We start from the raw sequence: 17,802 nt of genomic DNA on the forward strand, positions 1-17,802 counted from the left end.
TCAATCCTTGAACGTATAGTCACGTGGCAGGTCGTATCCCATGCCCTCGACGTGGTACTTGAGATAGATCTTTGCGTTGCTCGGGAATTTCATATCCCAGAAATCATAGTTCTCCACACCGATGGCGCTGGCGCTCTGTGCGTCGAGATTATGACGCATGAAATGCCAGAAGGCGGGTGTCTGGCCAAGCACGTTTCCATAGCGGCGCATCAGCTCGTCCACGATGAGTCCGCGGTCCTTCTCCAGCACGGCCGGAACGTCGTAGCGAATGACGAGGTGGTTGATCTCGTTCACTTTGATATTCATGTTCTGGTTGAGCATGGGATTCTGATTGGCGACCTGACCGACCTTGGCATTCACCGTCTTGGATCCGGCGGGACCTCCCTGCTTCGGCGGGTTATATCCTTTCCAGAACACGGCGTTGATTTCCTCGTTGGTGAGTTTTCCGTCATGCATGTTCCCCTGATAGGAGATGTCGGTAGCCCAGTTGGGGAAGCGGACATCGGCGAGCCGCGTCCCGTGCGTCAGGCGGCTGCCCGGACGATACTGATTCTCGCTGGGATACACCCGTACCGTGTTGGGATTCAACCCCCCATTGAGCGGCAGCGACTGAATATACACGGTCCGAATGTACTGGTCTTCCAGACTATAGCGGTAGTATTCCTCATACAGTTGTCTCCAGTACTTCGCGATGGTACCGGGTCCGGAGCGGTTCTCCGCTTCCACACGCAACATGGGTGGCACATAGTTGGTGATGGACCCCTTGGACCAGGAATACTCCTCGATGTCGTAGGGATCGAGGGGCTCCTTGCCCTTGAATTTGAGGAAGATCTTGTTGTAATCGTGCGAGGACTTGTTCGTGGACATCCTGGAGAATGTAGGTGGGCTCGACAAATAATCGTCGAGCTTCGCTTTGTACGTCCAAAATTGACTGGTCTTGTATGCCAACTGGTACACGAGGAATTCATCATCGGCAATGCGTGTGGAGTTGAGCCGGGCGGTTCGCTGCGTCACGGTTTGACCACCGCCTACTGCTTTTTTCTCGTTGACCAGCGCAAAACCGCCCTTGTCCTGTTTGCCTGCCTTCAGCTCACGCACGCGCACGACCTGCGCGATGTAAATCGTTTCCTTGAGATGCGTCGGGAGATCGAAGCGCACCCCTTTGAAGGATCCACTGTTTTCCCACTGCAATGAAGAGGTGTGCACCTGCGATGCACCACCTCCCACCTTGTGGAAGCGCACTTCGTAGCGGTACTGATAATTCGGATCATCGGGTGTGAGTGCCGGAATATTGCTCGGGTACTGTTTGAAACTGATGTGCCCCTTGCTGTACTGCGAGTACGGATAGTACCGCTGCATGCGCGCGGGGCGCGTTTCGACGATAAGATCGTTGCGGAAATGCTCCGGCGCGGTGCCGGTCCTGAAATTCACGGTCCGCGATTCGATATGATCTTTCGGACAATTCGCGCATTCCTTGATGCGAATCCACTGATTGTTCACCATGCGATCGCCGTGGATTTCGATTTTCAACACGAAATCCGTTTTCTCGTCGAACATTTCATCCGCTTCGAATTGTGCGGACATGGCGTTGTTGAATTTCGCAAAGCTCCCGGCCACTTTCGCGTTGCCGTTTTTCTTGCGGATCTCGAACGTTTTGATGTCAAAACGGAACTTGATGATTTCCGTCTTGTCCTTGTCCTTGAGCACCTCCACAGCCATGATCTTGTCCTGCCCCACCGGCAGATTGAACGCGACTTCCGGGAAGACGAAGCAGTCCACATCGTTCCCTTCCGGCGTCACGTCGGAAATGACCTTGAGCCCGCCGAAAGGATCGCCTTCGTTGGGGTCGCAGACGTCGCCATACTTGAACTTGAACGAGCAGTGGCCTGTCAGCAGTCCGTCGAGAATGCTGTAATACCCGGCGACTTCACCCTGCAGCCATGTCGGATTCGGAAGGCCGCCCTTCAGCGCGGCGATGAGACCGACTTCGAGCAGCACGATATCCTTCTTCACAAACCAGAGGTTGATATCGATGCCGACCTTGGCCTCGATGCCGGCGTACACCTGACCCGTAGCATACCAGCCGTTGAGCCCCATTTTGCCTTCCACATTGGCGCAGGTGGCATCTGTTTGGAGGATGGAGACGTCGTACCCGAACGCGATGGCGATATGGGCGTAGAACACGAGGAATTTCAGCTTCCCGGTATCCACGCTCAGCATTTGTCCCATCGCGAAACCGCTGCCGCCGTTGACTGCGGGCTTGCGCGCATTCTGGTCGTTGAAGCTCGGGAGCTTGTTGTAGAAGTCGATGGGACTCGACGGCAGATCCGGCATGCCCGGCAGGCTGTTCTTGCCGATCATGAAATAGGAGTCGATGTCGATCAGACCGAGTACCGACAGGGCGAAGCGATTGTCGGGCTCTCCGAACTTTATAAACCACTTGTCCTTGCTGAAATGCATGGATGCGTCGCCGCCGCCGGCGATCAGTTCCTGATTCCCGGCCTTGACGTTGAAGGTAATCGAAATCAGGCCGTCAAATGTTTTCTGCGCGTTGGAATACTTGAACATCACCGAAGCTTTGAGTACGGCGTCGTTGCCGGGACGCGCCTTCGGATCGGGGATCTGAACGAAATACCCATTGCCGGAAAGTGCTATTTCATTCAGGCCACCGCCTTCAAAGAACGACGCTTCGATCGTAATGTCGCCGTTAAAAGCCCTTGGACTGGGCATGGTCCCGAGCACAATGGTGGCCTTGAATCCGAAGGCGATGTTGCCGTCCGGCTCGTACACAACCTTCGTCGACGTCAGACCCGGCGAATCAAGATCAAAATCATCCACATTATTTGGGTCACCGGAGAGCGACGCCGCCGAGGGCACCGGGCTGACGGGTTTCATGTGATAATATGCGCCGCCGCCGAAACCGTAAATTCCCAGACCTGGATAGATCGGGATTCCCACACCCATAACGGCCATGCCATCGACATACCAGTAACGGTAGGTATTCGCGGATTTGTACTTGGTGCTGCCGAACTGCACCGTCGCCGAAATCTTCACCAGCGGCCTGAACGTTACCTCCAGCGCGCCGCGGAAGCCATTGCCGTATTTGACATCGCCTTTGTACAAATCTACCGATCCCTTGATCTCGCAGGCCGCGATGCTGGCATCGATCCAGATGGAGTTGAGTTCCGGTGTATCGAGTGTCCAGGTCTGCTTATTGTTCTGCTGCACCATCTTTCCCCAGACGGTGAACGCGGTACCACCGCTGAGCGCGCTCTCCTCGTTTCCGTCCAGTCCGATGTTGAAGGCCAGCTGCAAGCCGACGCGGCTGTCGCCGTCGAATTTGAGCATGATGCCTTTTTCCGGATCGATGGAAATGGGGAAACCAGCGAATTTTTTCTCCTCACTCGCGAATTTGAAGTACTCTGCCGAGAGGTAGGGTTTCTTATTCCGGATCGTGAAATCCTTGAACTCCACATCGGGGATGTTCACATTCACGTTTTTCATGTCCGGAAATTCTTTATTGATCGTGAGCTCGCCGCTGAGCACCGCCTGCACAAGCACGTCATTACCCTGTGCCTCGACGCTTACGGAAGACCCCTCCATGATGGACAAAGTCGCTCCCCACATGTCCACTTCGATATCGCCCAGATTTTCCACAGCAAAGGCTGTTTTCAGACCCTGTTGCGATGAGGACAACACACAACTGTACCCCAGATCGGTCTTGGATATCGGGATGCGCAGCTTGCCGTTGAACAATCCCTTCGCCAACGTATTGTTGACGATGTCGATTTCGATTTTATCCATCGAGAATGCCCAACCACCGAGGTTCCCCTGATCGGTGCTGAACACCGGCTGCACCATCAGACTGCCCGTGAATCCCTGCTTGTTGATCAGGGCATTGCTCATGGTAACGGATACCGGATCGTTCCCTTTCTTCAGATAGTCCGGCAGGACAATGGTCACCTTGTTGAAATAGAAACCGCGCCAGTCGTTGCCCTGCGGCCCCTGATAATTCTGCGGGTAGACCATGCCCTCGGGATTGCGCGTGTCCGAGAAGTCCATCACCACTTTATCGAGCGTGACGTCCATGCCCTCGAAACCCGCAATGCTGAACGGCGTCATGGTGACTTCTCCAAGCAAATCGCCCCAGGTGGTGCCGTTGAATTTAAACGAAGCGGTCACGGGATCGTTGCCTTGCTTGGCCTTGAGCATTCCCCCCTTGAAGGTGAACATGCCGTCGATCTGTATCTCCTTAAAGCCCTCGCAATCCCAGGCGACATAGGTCCCGCCATTGTTGCCATTGACGGCTTTGATGGTGCAGTCCACGTTCTGTCCCCAGGGAAAAGTATAGTCATTCCCGAGCATGGTGAGCTTCTGCAATCCACCGACGCTCAAACCGGTGGGATGGAAGCAGAGGTTTTTCTGTCCGAAGGCGAGGATTTTATTGTTGGCCTCAGGAATCGGCATATCAAAAAACGCATTGAGGCGCGCGCCATCGGGGGCGAATTCAATCGCCGCAATGTTGATCAATTGGATATTCCCGGACAGCAGCTTGCTCATCGCGAAGGGCAGGCCCTTCGCTTCGAGATTCACGAAATTCTCGACGTACTTCTGTGCTCCCTTAACATAATCGGTGACGGATTTGACGTACTCTCCGGTGATGTTGTCCAGGTTGTCCGAAACATCCTTCAGCGCCTGATTGACCTGCGCACCGGGATCGTAGGCGCCGATAACCTTGCCGGAGAACACCTTATTCTCATTGTTCACCTGAAGGTTGGAGAACGTCGCCTTGAGCTTGGTTTTAAACAGCGGCATGTCCACCTCGCCCTCGCCGCTCAAACTCGCCGCGCTCGATGAGGAAAGCTGGGTCAGACGCATGATGAAGTAGCCGATCTGGATTTCATCCCCGAGGTTGAAATTCTTGTTCGCCGCCGGTCCGGTCGCGATGGGTTGCGGCGCACAGTTCAGCACCTCGCAGTCGCTGGCGTACTGTTCCTCAATATCTACCTGGTCCTGATCCTGGTCGCCCTCACCATCTCCCTGTTGCTGCATGCCATCCTGCCAGAGGAAAAAGCATGCCCCGCTGTGTCCGTTGTTTTTGAAAAGCAGTTTGGGTGCGCCATCACGGCTTCTGGCGGTGACGCGCCAGGCATAGCGTTTTCCCTTTTCGAGCTGCGGCGCGTCAGGTCCGAAAAGGAAGGAATTCGTCTGCACCACCGTCGAGAAAAACGGTGGATCTGTAGCCGCGAGAATGGCCTGCGTGGCGTCTATCTGCTGCGGAATCATTTCCGCCATGGTGATGACGTATTCGATATGCTGCGGCGGAGCTCCGGCGGGGATGGTCCAACTCAGTACAAGATTCTGCGGCGTCTGGGCCGCGGCGTTGCCATTGCATTCTGGCATGAGAATATCAGGCGGCTCGAAATGCGTGATGGAGAAATACGCGCAACCCGACGGCGCGGGCAGAGACAACGGTGTGCCGCTCTGATAATCCACCGCCTGAATACAGAAGCTGTAATCGCCCTCGGGGAGGCCGTTCCCCTGCACCACCTGCGCCTTGGTAATGCCGGCGAATTGCAGGACATCCGGATTGAGATAGGTCTCGAGATCAAATCCCATCAGTGGGCGGGTTTCGTTCGGCGCGAGATCGATGCTCTGCGGCGGCAAATAATCCTGTGGAATGGTGATCGTGATTCCGCCCTCGCTTTCGATGCGGCCGACCAGACGGACGCTTTTTGGTGACGGAGTGGTGTTGGTAAGCGTGATCACCACCTTGTTCTCGATGGTGACGTAGTCCGACAGATAGGGCGAATACGGCGGCAGCACCTGCGTGATGACGGTGATGTCCGTCTGCGCCTGCACGGCCGCAGCCATCAGGAGCAGTCCTGCCACGACGGCAACCCATCGGGTCCTTGAATCAGAATGTGTATGCATAGCCCAACACCAAAGTGATTTCCGAAAATGTCTTTTGCGCATAGTAACCGGCATTGGACGACACATGCGCAATTTGTGCGCTGAAATTGTGCCGCCGCTGCACGGAATAGGTGCCCGCGATAGTGCTTGTCATGGTTTCGCCCGCGGCGTGAAACGACATGCCGAAGCTGCCGTTCAACCGCAGGGCCTGTTCGAGCAAACTTTTTCCCGCGCCGAGCGAGAAGCCGCTGTTCCGGAAAGTACCCGCGGCGTTCCGCATCTGCGTGGCGTTTCCGGAAAGCGTAAAGGACCAGTGCAGCTTCGGAAGCGACAGCGAGTACGCAAGGTGCATGTTCGTTGTGCTGTACTCGGAATAGCGGGATGAAAATGTATTGTGGTCGTTCAGCGTCTGATAGGTGACGTTTGCGAGAAATGTATGCGTCCCATCAGTACCGAGAATGGAGTAGCGCGGTGCGACCGTGAGCATCGGTGTGGAGCTGTCAAGACGCGTCGTATCGCTGAGGGGTTTCCTGCCAGCGGACTGCGAGGTGAGCACATCGCTGTACTGCACATCGATACCGTAATGCGGCGCGGGCTGCACGCTCACGTTCACCATGGGGAGCAGGCGCGAGGTGGTCGCCGCCTTCTTGTTCTGAAGATTGTCGTACCGCTGGGTGACGTTGGCGTTCACGCGTACAGCGCCGTTCCAGAGAATAAAGCGCGGCGCGAGACTGAAGCTTTCGATATCGCTGCCCACGTAATACGCGCCCATGGACTGATAATCCGGATCGATGCGCGCATAATTGAAGCCGACGCCCCATCGTTGGGCGTTCCAGGCCAGTCCGCCGCGGACAGCGGTGTAAAACTGTGAAGATCCGCGCTGATCAATCAACGCATCGAAGGCATCGAGGTGCGTGTTGTTCGATGTCTCGATGGACATGGCGCGAACGTCCCTGGTGTAATCGCTGGCTGCGGCATCGAGTGTGACACGCAGGCCGCCAAACAGTGTCGCGCCACCCGTGAATCCCAAAACCAGGTTTTCCCCCGGCAGCACCAGACTGTTGCGGGGCGCGCTGCGCAGACTGGCGGGATCGTCCTTGGCCTTGAGGAAAATGAGATCGATGAATTCGCTCCCGCTCCCGACACCGATTTTTCCGGCAAAGCCGCTTCGCTCGTACGCCGGCTGCACGAAACGCGAAGCTGCGGTATCCTCCTCCACCGCCCGTTGAAAGCGTCCGTACATGAATCCGGCGCGCACGATGCCGGGATTGAGCTCGAATCCCGCCCCCAGCATCTGATGCCCCGAGAGGGTGTACGGAGAAAACGTGAGGTTGCGATAGCCGAAGTGTCCTGTGGCCCATTGGTAACGGGGACTCACACCAAACTGATTGAAGGGCTGCGCGAAGCTGCGCTCCTGTTCGCTGAAGGTAAAACTGAATGGCATATCGACATCGTACAGACTCACATTGACGGTACCGTTCAACACCCAGGAAAACGGTTGCCGTCGCCCGCGGATTTCACTGGCGGAATACATCACCGTCCTGGCGGAAACGCTTCCACCCGCACGGATCGGATCGCTGCTCCCGATGGCGCCCAGGTCCTGCGACCATGCACTGTAAGCATGCGCGCAGAACAACAGGATGAAGACCGCCAGACGCGGGAATCGGGGTGCCGTACTGTACTCTGCGATCAAGGGACAAATGGTCCTGTGACTGGTGATGACACTGTTGGCGGTGGAGTTTCATAGGAAACTCCGGCCTGTCTGTACTCGTGGAATTCGGATAGCATCTATCATAATTAGATTTTTTATTAAATCCAAAAAATATTTTTTCGAAGCTATCAGGAAGAGGAATGCGGCGGCTCGCACCGACTATCGGAGCGATGAATTCCCAAAGTGCTCTGCGTTTGTTTACCCCGGTTCTTCCCTGTACTGCGGTCGCTCCGCTCCGACTCTCCCTCGCGACGGCAATCGCGCAACAGCTACTCCACGCAGAAGTGGTTGCGATGGACGGCTAGGGCGCGACCATAAAGGGACGGACGGTGCTGCCCGCACCATTGGTCAGCATCAGCATGTACATACCCGGAAGCAGTCGCGAAACGCCGACGACATGCGCATCAGGAATGACGGCGGACTGAGTGTGTACGGTTCTTCCGAGCAAATCCACAATGCGGAGTTCGCCGGAGAAGGGAGAGGTCAATCGTATATGCAACACATCCCGCGCCGGCGATGGATGCAACTCGATCGTGTTTCCCTGCGCGAGTGCCGGGACGTTCGTGCTCCCGCGCACCTCGATGCGATGCGGCACGAAGGAACTGACGCAGCGACCTTCCACACAGCGCGCGAACACAGTTACGCTGCTCTGCATCGAGGACAGAAGCAGTACGCGTCCGGTATCTATGAGCGCGCTCCCGTCGTCTTTCGCGTGCCATTCGACGACTCCGCCGCCGCCAACCGCCTCAAGAGTGACGTCGCCTCCGCGAGTGACCTCGGTGGGACCAGTGATCACCGGATCCTCTGCGAGTACGCGGACGGGGATCGCCCGGCGCGCACTCACGCAACTGCCGTTCGTCACTTCCGCCCAGTACATTCTGGACCCGGCAAGCGGAGCTGTCTGATACGTTCTGCCCTCGTGCAACACCGGGCCACCACTCTGCTCACCATACCAACGGACCGTCGTATTGGTATTGCCCACCTGCAGTATCGCGGACTCACCACGGCACACGGCCACATCCGGTTGCGCAATCGTATAGAGCGCGGGACCCTGCGAGCCTTCGCGGGCAAAAAACACCAACTTCTCCGCCAGCATCGTCAGTCCGTCCGGAGAGGACGAAGCTGTACTGTCGATATCCGCCACCAGACGTGTTCCTTCCACGGTTCCATCGCTGCGCCAGAGTTCGTTTCCGTGTTGCGCATCGTTTGCCGTGAAATACAATTCCGCCCCGGTACTGATCATGGACGCGATACCTGATCCGGAGAAGGGATGGATGTCCTTGACGACAGCGGCACCCGCACGTCCGCCGTTGAGCAGCTCCCACAATTCGGCACCGCTTCCGTCGTTGGCGACACAGAACACGCGGTCCTGCAAGGCAATGAAGTGCTGCGGAAAACTCCCGTTGCCCTTGCGGATGTCGGCTATCATACGCGTACCTTCCGGAGTACCGTCGCTGATCCAGGGTTCGGGACCGTGCGCACCATCGTCCGCGTAGAGAAAGAGGAAGCCGTTGAGCGCAGTCAAGCCGCCCGGGTTGCCGCTATCCGCGCCGGGTCGGATATCGGCCGCGAGCCGTGTCCCCTGCGCCGTTCCGTCACTGACCCACAGTTCGCGGCCCGCAGCCCCATCATCCGCCGAAAAATAGAGCATACCATCCGACAAGACGAAATCTCCGGGATCACCGTCCGCCGTCCCCGGTGCGATGTCCGCGACCATGTATGTACCCTGCGTGGTGCCGTCGCTGCGCCAGAGCTCGCTCCCATGCAGAGAGTCGGAGGCCTGATAGTACACCACCCCGCCATCGGAAAGCAGCCCGAAATCGTTGTAGGCGCTGGTATGCGGATGTGACACGACCTTTGCGGTACCGGAAGCGGTGCCATCGCTGCGCCAGATCTCCGCCTTGTCATTACCGTCATTGAGGATGAACACGACCACAGAATCCAGAGCGGTCAGCATGAAGTTGCTGAATCCGTCCCGACCGGTTATCCTGAGCAGCTCGGTTGTGCCGCTTCCATCGAGCCCGGTACGAAACAGCATGGGACCCGTGCCGCGGTCGTTCACTCCGTAGAGAACCATCTCTCTCCGGATAATTGCATCCGTCAGGTACACTTCGTTCCCCGCGGGTTTCTGCGCAACTCGCCTTGTACCTTCGCTCGTGCCATCGCTGGACCATAACGCGCCGTCCGAGGTCTGGAACAGCAGAATATCGTCATTCGCGAATATCCTGAACAGCGATGGTCGCGCGGAGGTATCCGGCCGCGCGACGACACGGGCAATTTCCGGAATAACTCCCGATGCAAGCGCGATGCGCACAACAACTCTGGCACGATTGCTCACGCAGGAATCCACGACCTCCGCATACCAGGCCCGGCTTTCTTCCACGGGCGGTGTGACGAATACCGCCCCGTAACCGACCGGCTGGCCGCCTTCAACCGCATCATACCAGCGTATCTCGTTTCCCATGCCGATGGCGGTAAGAATTGCGCTTTCTCCACGGCACACCGTGGTGTCCCGAACCAACGGCGGTGCGACGAAACAGCATTCGCGCTTCCCCGCAAGCGCGACGGCGCGGACGCGGGCAAGCTGCATCGGCGTCAGAGTGTCCGCGCACGCCGACGACGTATAGGACATGATGTTGTGCGTATTCGGCCTGTATGCCATGCCGTTTGCGTCGAGCGCGCTGCCGATATAGCCGCAACTGCCGTTCACCTTGCCGAGCAAATTCGGATCTGCCGGTGTATCGCAGAAGCGGTCGCCATGCGTCGCGCAATTGCTGCCGTCCACAAGTTCGTCTGTCGTGCCGCTGTTGGTGTAGCCATGCGTATGAGGAAGGCCGAGCACATGCCCCAGCTCGTGGCTCAGGATGTTCTCCAGTGTCCTGTTGCAATTGACGTTGATGTGCACCGAACCGCCCGATTCATAGCCACATCCTGAAGCCGCCTTGTACATGCTGACGTTGACCGCGCGATTATTGAACGCCGGCGAGGAGCCCTCCGCGTAATACTGCACCTCGCCACAGCGGACAAAGCGCACACCCGCCGCGAAAAACCACTCGTTCGTCGCCCTCAATGCGTCGTTGATACGCTGCAGGGATATCACCGGCGCGGTGTTTTGCGTCTGCACGTGAAACAACACCGGTACATCCACCACGCCCGTATCCGCGAACGCGCGGGACACGGGATCGCGTTGCGCCAGCAGCGCATCGAAGCGTGCCGACCACGCGCTGTCTGTCACCGTTTCGCAGAATTGGGCATTCGCAGACACAGTAAAGAGGATGAAGAGGAGTGGAAGAGCTTTCATGATATGTCCCGTCAACGGCTACGACAAATGTGCTTGCATGCGATTCGCTTCGCGCTGTGCCTGTACAGAGATGTGGGAATGTACGTACTTTCGCCCTCGTGCTATAATCGCGTTTGGCCTTGCAACAGCGTGGCCTTCACAACCATTCCATTCATCTCCTATCGGGCGACCATAAACATTTTCGCTCTGCGCGAAACGCGATCTGACAATTCCAGAAAGTAGGTCCCGGCACGAAGCTCCGCGACGTTGAGCTCATACCGACCATCGAATGATACCCGCCGGTGCAGTAGCTCCCTGCCCAGGAGGTCTGTAACCCGAAGGTCCCCGTTGAACACCTCGCCCAGATCAACGGTGAGTCGGTCGCTCGCTGGAAAGGGATGCAGATGAAAATGCGCGGCGTGTGTCACGGTGGAGACATCCGTGCCTGTGTGGACAGAGATCCGATGCGGCACCAGAGCACTGGAGCATGGACCTTCCACCGATCGGGCAAACACGGTGGTATCGCATTGCAAGGAAGAAATATGCAACGTGCTTCCTGTGTCGAGTGGCGCAGTTCCATCACCCCTCGCATGCCACTCTATCACACCGCCCGGAACAGCGGCCTCGAGCATCACGTCGCTGCCGAGAAGTACAGAAGACGGACCGCTGATGCGAGGACGGGAAGCCCGAACGTGAACTCGCAAAGGTTTCCTCGGACTCACGCAGACGCCGTCATCGACTTCCACCCAGAACGTTGCTGATTCCTCAAGCGGAGGTGTGTCGAATACCCGCCCGCTGCCTATAGGATCGCCTCCGCTCTCGTTGGTATACCAGCGAAGCACACCGGTGGTATGCACAATCATGAGTCGTGCACGCTCGCCGGAACAAACAGTCGCAGCATCGGAGGAAATGGTATGAAGTGCTGCACCGTGGTGATTCGATGCGATAAAATACAGCTTGCCTCCCAGTGTCCTGAATCCCTCCGGCCGGGACGAGGACACTGTATCGATATCCGCGTACATCCGTGTCCCGTCTTCCGAACCGTCGCTGCACCAGAGTTCAATCCCGTGGTCCCTGTCATTCGCTGCAAAGAACAGCAAGGAATCATGGACTGCGAGTTCGGTGATTCGTTGTATGAGAACAGGATCGATGCGTTTCACTAATTTCGCTCCTTTCACTCCCCTGTCGAGCAATTCCCACAGCTCAGCACCATTCCCTCCGTCAGCGAGGCAGAAAATCCTTTCTCCCAGTGCGGTAAAATGTTCCGGGAAGCTGCTCCGTCCCGGATTGATGTTCTCGATCCACTGTGTCCCCTCCGACGTGCCATCGCTCACAAAGGGCTCAAATCCTCCGGAACCGTTGTCCGCGCTCATGAAAAGCAAGCCGTTACGGCTTGTGAGCGAAGCAGGGGAGGAACTTCCCGCCCCCGGATTGATATCCGCCACTCTGTGCGTACCTTCGTGCGTGAAATCGGTCACCCACAGCTCTGCGCCTGTGACTCCGTCATCTGCTCTGAAGTACACAAGTCCGTCGGATTGGGCAAACGAAGCCGGGTTGCTGCCATTGAGCCCCGGCCGGATATCGGCGATCATTCGCGTGCCGGATTCGCTTCCATCCGTAACCCAAAGCTCGGGACCATGCTCGAAGTCGTCCGCACGAAACACCGCTTTACCATCAACGGCGGTAATATTAAAAGCGCTGAATATATCTGTGTAGGGAAATTGTTTCACAAGATATGTTCCGGTTGTGGTTCCGTCCGAGCGCCACAACTCCGTCTTGTATTCACCTCCGTTGAGAAAAAAGACCACCGCGCCATCAATGGGAGTGAGCCAGAAGTTGCTGGGTCTCCAGCGCTCATTCTGTACGAAAATTTCCGTCGTGTTCCCTGATGGCAGATCGACACGATGGAGCGAGGGGCCAAGCACTTCATCGTAGAGGAAGTAGAGCAACATGTTATTCCAGAGGAGAACGGAGAGAAGGCTTTTTCCCACAGGGGGCGATGCGGCGAGTTGCCTTCCGCTGCCTGATCTGCCGTCGAAATACCACAGCGCACCACCGTCCGCCTGAAGAACAATTCCCAGTGAGTCCGCAGTCAGGATTTTTATGGTGGATTGTTTCGCGGTATCGGGATCGAACACCGCGAGAGCACCCTCGGTAACAACATCAGGCATCGATCCAACGGTGACCGTTACGCGGGCACGGCGGCTGATACAGGAATCGACAGCCTCCGCGAACCAGCTCCGGTCCTCGCTGACCGGCGGTGTGACGAACACCCGACCGCTTCCCAGCAGTGTACCTCCTTTCGCGGCATCGAACCAGCGTACGTCCGGGGCACTCGTTGTTGCCGTCAATACCACGCTTGTGCCGACGCAGACGCTGGTATCGTGGAGTTGCGGAGGCGCGACATGACAACAATCGTATCCTGTGCTGAGCGCCACGGCGCGTGCGCGGGCAAGCTGCATCGGTGTGAGACTATCGGCGCAGTGCGACGCCGTATACGACATGACAGTGTTCGTCAAGGGCTGATATTCCATGCCGCGGAGATCACGGGCGGTACCGGTGTAGCGGCACGCGGCATCGACTTTGCCGTTCAGATTCGGATCGGCCGGCGTGTCGCAAAATTTATCGCCCGCCGTTGTGCAATTACTGCCGTCTACGAGTTCGGTGGTTGTGCCGCTGTTCGTGGGTCCATGTGTATGCGGCAGACCGACGGTATGACCGAGCTCGTGGCTGAGGATATTTTCCAGCGTCCTGGGGCAGGCAATGTTTATATACACTCTCCCGCCGACCTCGTACGCACATCCCGTCGAGGAGCGATACACATCGACGTTTACCGCGGGATTGTTACATTCCGGCGATGTTCCTTCGGGATAGTACCTGGTTTCGCCGCAGCGCACGAAACGGATTCCTCCCCTGAAATAATACTCGTTAGTCGTCTTCAAAGCATCACCGATTCGCCCGTCACTGACAACCGGCGACCCGCCCTGTGTCTGCACATGGAAGATCACCGGCACCTCCACCACGCCCGTATCTGCGAGCGCACGGAACATGGGATCGCGTTGCGCCAGCAGCGCATCGAAGCGTGCCGACCACGCGCTGTCTGTCACCGTTTCGCAGAATTGGGCATTCGCGGAAGTTGGCAGCAGAAACAGGAGGATGAGTATGTGCTTCATTGCTATCACCATACGAAATATTCAGGCGACAGAAGGGCTGCAGACGATACGATCAGCGCGACCGGGGCTGCTGGGAATCAGGGGGGAGAGCGGAACCGGGGGGCCTGCGCCACCCCGGCTCGATCTCATGCGAATCGACGACAGGTTCCCTCGTCAAAACGACGGTTTGGCGCCGCTCGTCCCGAATTCCACCAGTTCCATGGTCGTGCCGTCGTCCTTGGAGACGCTGCGTACGAGGCCATTCAGCGGTACCGAGGGATGATAGAACGCCTCGACGGTATCGGACCAGAACAGAATTTCCAGCTCCGTGGTGGCCTTGGTGCAGTCGTTGAACGTCCCGGCGGGTACTTTCACCGCCGCGACGCCCTCATCCTTGTTGAACTTGAGGTACATGCCGTTGAGCAATTTCTTGTAGCTGCCTTTCATGATGGAGAGCGCGGGGCCTTCGATTTTCTGCACTTCCCCGTCGTCCGCCTTCATTTTCACCCACACGATGTCGATGCGATCGGGATCCCAGTTCTCCCAGGATTGATCCACGCCTTTAAGCAGCATCTGCGTAACGGACTCGCCTTTGGCGGTGATGGACTGTGTTTCGAATATCCAGCCGTCGCCCTCCTTCCCGACCACGGCGTTGCGCATGACCGAGCGATCCTCGCCGTCAATCATCCTGAATACGCAGTACTGACCGACGGCAAGCGGCATCGGCCGTTGGAACAGTCCCTTTCCGTCGAACATCTGCGACGATCCCTTTGCGTGCCACTCCAACACCTTTCTTTCGAGCACGGGATTTGTGGAGGAACAGGCGGCGAGCGAGGCCGCGACAACAAGCATGATGGCAATATGACGCATAGTAACTCCTTTTGATGTGGAAAGAGGAAACTTAGGCATCCGCGACGAGAAAACCATAGCATACTGAATTGTGAACCCACGAGAGAGCGTGGCACCTGCTCCGACGTAGGAATCGTTAATCGAGAATCGTTAATCGAGAATCGCTAATCGTAAATCGAGGTGGGAGTATGCCGAGCGGCGAAGGAACGTACTGCTCGGGCTCTGCGCTTTACGGAAATAAAAAAACACCCACGTCTCGCGTGGGTGTTTGTCTCTCTCTTTCAATCTAATCGCGTACTTCCGGGATCCTCCTTTTCAGGATTTACTGGTGGTGAGGATGAGCGTGCGTTGTTGAACTCCGTGGCGTGTTTCGAGTCTGGCATAACAGCCGCCTGCCGGGAACGCATCGCCGTACAATTTCAATTCATGGTAGCCGGAATTCAGCAGGGCCCTGTCGTAGAGCGTGTGAATCACGCGGCCGTATGAATCGTAGATGACGAGTGTGATCTCCTGTTGTTCTTCCAATGTGAATGAGACAGTGGCGCTCGGATTGAGCGGATAGCTTTGTTGCGAAAACGTAAAGGGTATTTCGCGTCCCGCTGCCCCGTTCCTCGGCTTCCGGAGTATTTGATTGTCGAACATGTGTCGCTCCTCATGGGTGGACCTTCTTCGGGTTGGCCCCGGATGCGGTGTGGGCAATGCCGCTACTCATCGTTCCCGCATCCGGACTGAGTGTCACTGTTTCCGTCAGTTCGTTCAGTATCCGGGATGTCTGCATCCGCGGGCCACACCCGAAGAAAGCTTCTCTCTTTCTTCTTGCCCTATTTGTTCAGCACCACGCGCTGATAGCGTGTGACGCCCGCCGCGTTGAGCACGACGATATATGAACCGCTCGGCAAAGCCGATGCGCGGAAGGCCGCGGTATGCACGCCCGCTTCGAGCGCGGCGTTGTCGAGTATGACGGCCACTTCACGTCCGTAAATATCGAAGACCTTGATCTTCACCGGAGCGGCCGTTCCGAGCGAGAAGCTGACGGTCGTGCTCGGATTGAAGGGATTCGGATAGGCCTCGTGCAGTTCCACTCCCGTCGGCAGCGCACCCAGAGTCACAAACACGATATTGGAGTATTCCGTGGTCCCGTCGCGGTCTATCTGCCGCAGACGGTAGGCCAGCCTCGGCGCGCGTTTCGTGGCCGGGTCGAGCAAATCCGTGTAGGTGTAGGATTTCGGGCTGTAGGAGTTGCCCGCGCCGTTGACGAAGTCTATTTCTTCCCAGATCTCGCCGTCGCGCGAGCGCTCGATGGCGAAGCCGTAGTTGTTGAGCTCCGTCGCCGTCTGCCAGCTCAGCTCCACATTGTCGCGAATATAGCGTGCGGAGAAGGAGGTGAGTTCGACGGGGACTTGATTGCTGCCCTCGCCGATGGTGAGATCTCCGAAGTAGAAGGTTGGACACATTACAACATAGAGTCGTCCATTGATGTTATGTCCGCCAAAGATACTCCCATACGTGTACCACGAGGTATCAACTCCAGTGGGAAGCGGATCTGTGATATCCTCGAGATTCTCGGACCAAATAGCAGCGTACGCTCCGCTAGGTGTGGAGACGTCACTCGTGTTGAATTCTGCTGCATAACAGATGTCGTTTGTGGGTGGTCCCAAGTACGTCGGGAAATACGGATTGTTCACTTGCGCAAATCCTACTGGTTGCACAACCCAGTATTTCGCCACGATTTTGTTACCAACCGCCATATTCTTAGGATGTATCTTTTTTACATATCGAACAGATACACCTCGAAACGGCTTTGTTGCTGAGGGGGTGAACGTCGTTTCATATGCCACATTGATATCCACTCCCATAGACATAGCAGCTTGCTGGGAAACGTCCTTTCCCGTCTCGAAGATGAAGTATTCGACACTTTCATCCCAAACCTCATACCCATACATGGGATCCGATGGGTCGGTGACCTCCCTCATCCAATGGCGGGCACTTTTCACCAGTCGGCCAATAGTTGTGTTGGGGAGATGCTCATCCGTGAAGCCAAAGAACGTCTCACCAACGCTGGGAATACTCAGTTGGATATTCTCAGCCTCTTTTCCTAACCATACGCTGTGCTGGCCAATATTTACACGGGCACCCAAAATCACATCACCTTCAAAGCGTGCATCGCTCCTAAACTGTCCGGTAAACCGCTCTAATCGCGTGCTCACATTCGGAGTACGATCTAAGGTTCCAATGTAGCTCGTCAGAAGATTATTCATTGAGATTGAACCATAGGCACGTATAAGGACGTCTCTCCGGTCGGTATTTGGGTTGGCCGAGTAATACTCGATCTTTGAATTGGTGAGATTTAACTCGGCAGACGGCACTGTACTGCTACCAAGCTGTATGATGAATCCATTCGCGGTTGTTCCGTCGTACCCGAGATTCAACGTCGCGTCTGTAAGGGAAAATATGCCGGTAACTGTTAGTGTAAAGTCGGAAATAAAGGTAACGTTCCCGCTTATACTAAGGTTGGCAATGGTCGCATTCGCATCAAAGGTAACCGTATAGCCGGTGGGAATAACAGCATAATCGGTAGCCGTTGGTACTATCCCAGTTCCAGTGCCTCCATCCCAATTTGCGGCTGTTGACCATCGGGTGTCAGTGCCGCCACCACCATCCCACGTCCGTGTATTCTGCGCCAGCACATTATCCGTTCCAAAAAGGAACACCATCGCTAACAGCAGGGGGAAGGCGATGCTCCGAATAGTCGTTTTTGCTCTCATGAGTATCTCTCCTCAAGAAGTTCTGTGATGAGTAACGGTATAAACCGGAAGAGGAGGAGCGAAAAGCGTGCCAGATATTCAGGGTGGGTTATCTTCTGTCCCTGTTGAAGAGAAATGCTCGCGCTGCGCACG

The 17,802-nt window shown here is 56.4% G+C and carries 8 protein-coding genes; 1 reads left to right on the forward strand and 7 read right to left on the reverse strand.

Going from position 1 to position 17,802, the window contains the following annotated elements:
- Together M5R41_10645 and M5R41_10650 are read right to left on the reverse strand one after the other, a co-directional pair.
- Nucleotides 1–5,934, reverse strand: coding sequence for a hypothetical protein (locus M5R41_10645; protein MCZ7556846.1), 5,934 nt, complete (start codon nucleotides 5,932–5,934; stop codon nucleotides 1–3).
- Nucleotides 5,918–7,606, reverse strand: coding sequence for a hypothetical protein (locus M5R41_10650; GenBank protein ID MCZ7556847.1), 1,689 nt, complete (start codon nucleotides 7,604–7,606; stop codon nucleotides 5,918–5,920). The genes M5R41_10645 and M5R41_10650 overlap by 17 nt, the downstream gene beginning before the upstream one ends.
- Before the next feature lie 158 nt (nucleotides 7,607–7,764).
- Between M5R41_10650 and M5R41_10655 the strand changes: the two genes are divergently transcribed.
- On the forward strand, nucleotides 7,765–7,929 hold the full coding sequence (locus M5R41_10655) for a hypothetical protein (protein MCZ7556848.1): 165 nt from the start codon (nucleotides 7,765–7,767) through the stop codon (nucleotides 7,927–7,929).
- On the opposite strand, the gene M5R41_10660 is transcribed toward M5R41_10655, so the two are convergent.
- The 5 genes from M5R41_10660 to M5R41_10680 all read right to left on the reverse strand — a co-directional run bounded on the left by M5R41_10660 (nucleotide 7,926) and on the right by M5R41_10680 (nucleotide 17,670).
- The gene (locus M5R41_10660; GenBank protein MCZ7556849.1) at nucleotides 7,926–10,925 is read right to left on the reverse strand and encodes a T9SS type A sorting domain-containing protein; all 3,000 of its coding nucleotides are present in this window, start codon (nucleotides 10,923–10,925) and stop codon (nucleotides 7,926–7,928) included. The genes M5R41_10655 and M5R41_10660 overlap by 4 nt on opposite strands.
- 158 nt (nucleotides 10,926–11,083) lie before the next feature.
- Nucleotides 11,084–14,077 carry a hypothetical protein gene (locus M5R41_10665; GenBank protein ID MCZ7556850.1) on the reverse strand — a complete coding sequence of 998 codons (2,994 nt, stop codon included), beginning with the start codon at nucleotides 14,075–14,077 and terminating at the stop codon, nucleotides 11,084–11,086.
- A gap of 153 nt (nucleotides 14,078–14,230) precedes the next feature.
- On the reverse strand, nucleotides 14,231–14,926 hold the full coding sequence (locus M5R41_10670) for a hypothetical protein (GenBank protein MCZ7556851.1): 696 nt from the start codon (nucleotides 14,924–14,926) through the stop codon (nucleotides 14,231–14,233).
- A 294-nt stretch (nucleotides 14,927–15,220) separates the two neighbouring features.
- Nucleotides 15,221–15,547 (reverse strand): hypothetical protein, encoded by a 327-nt coding sequence (locus M5R41_10675; protein ID MCZ7556852.1) that lies wholly within the window; start codon nucleotides 15,545–15,547, stop codon nucleotides 15,221–15,223.
- A gap of 179 nt (nucleotides 15,548–15,726) precedes the next feature.
- Entirely contained in the window at nucleotides 15,727–17,670 is a 1,944-nt protein-coding gene (locus tag M5R41_10680) for a T9SS type A sorting domain-containing protein (protein ID MCZ7556853.1), read from the reverse strand.
- Nucleotides 17,671–17,802 lie beyond the last annotated feature (132 nt).

Source organism: Bacteroidia bacterium, assembly GCA_027493955.1.
GTDB lineage: Bacteria > Bacteroidota > Ignavibacteria > SZUA-365 > SZUA-365 > JAOSJT01.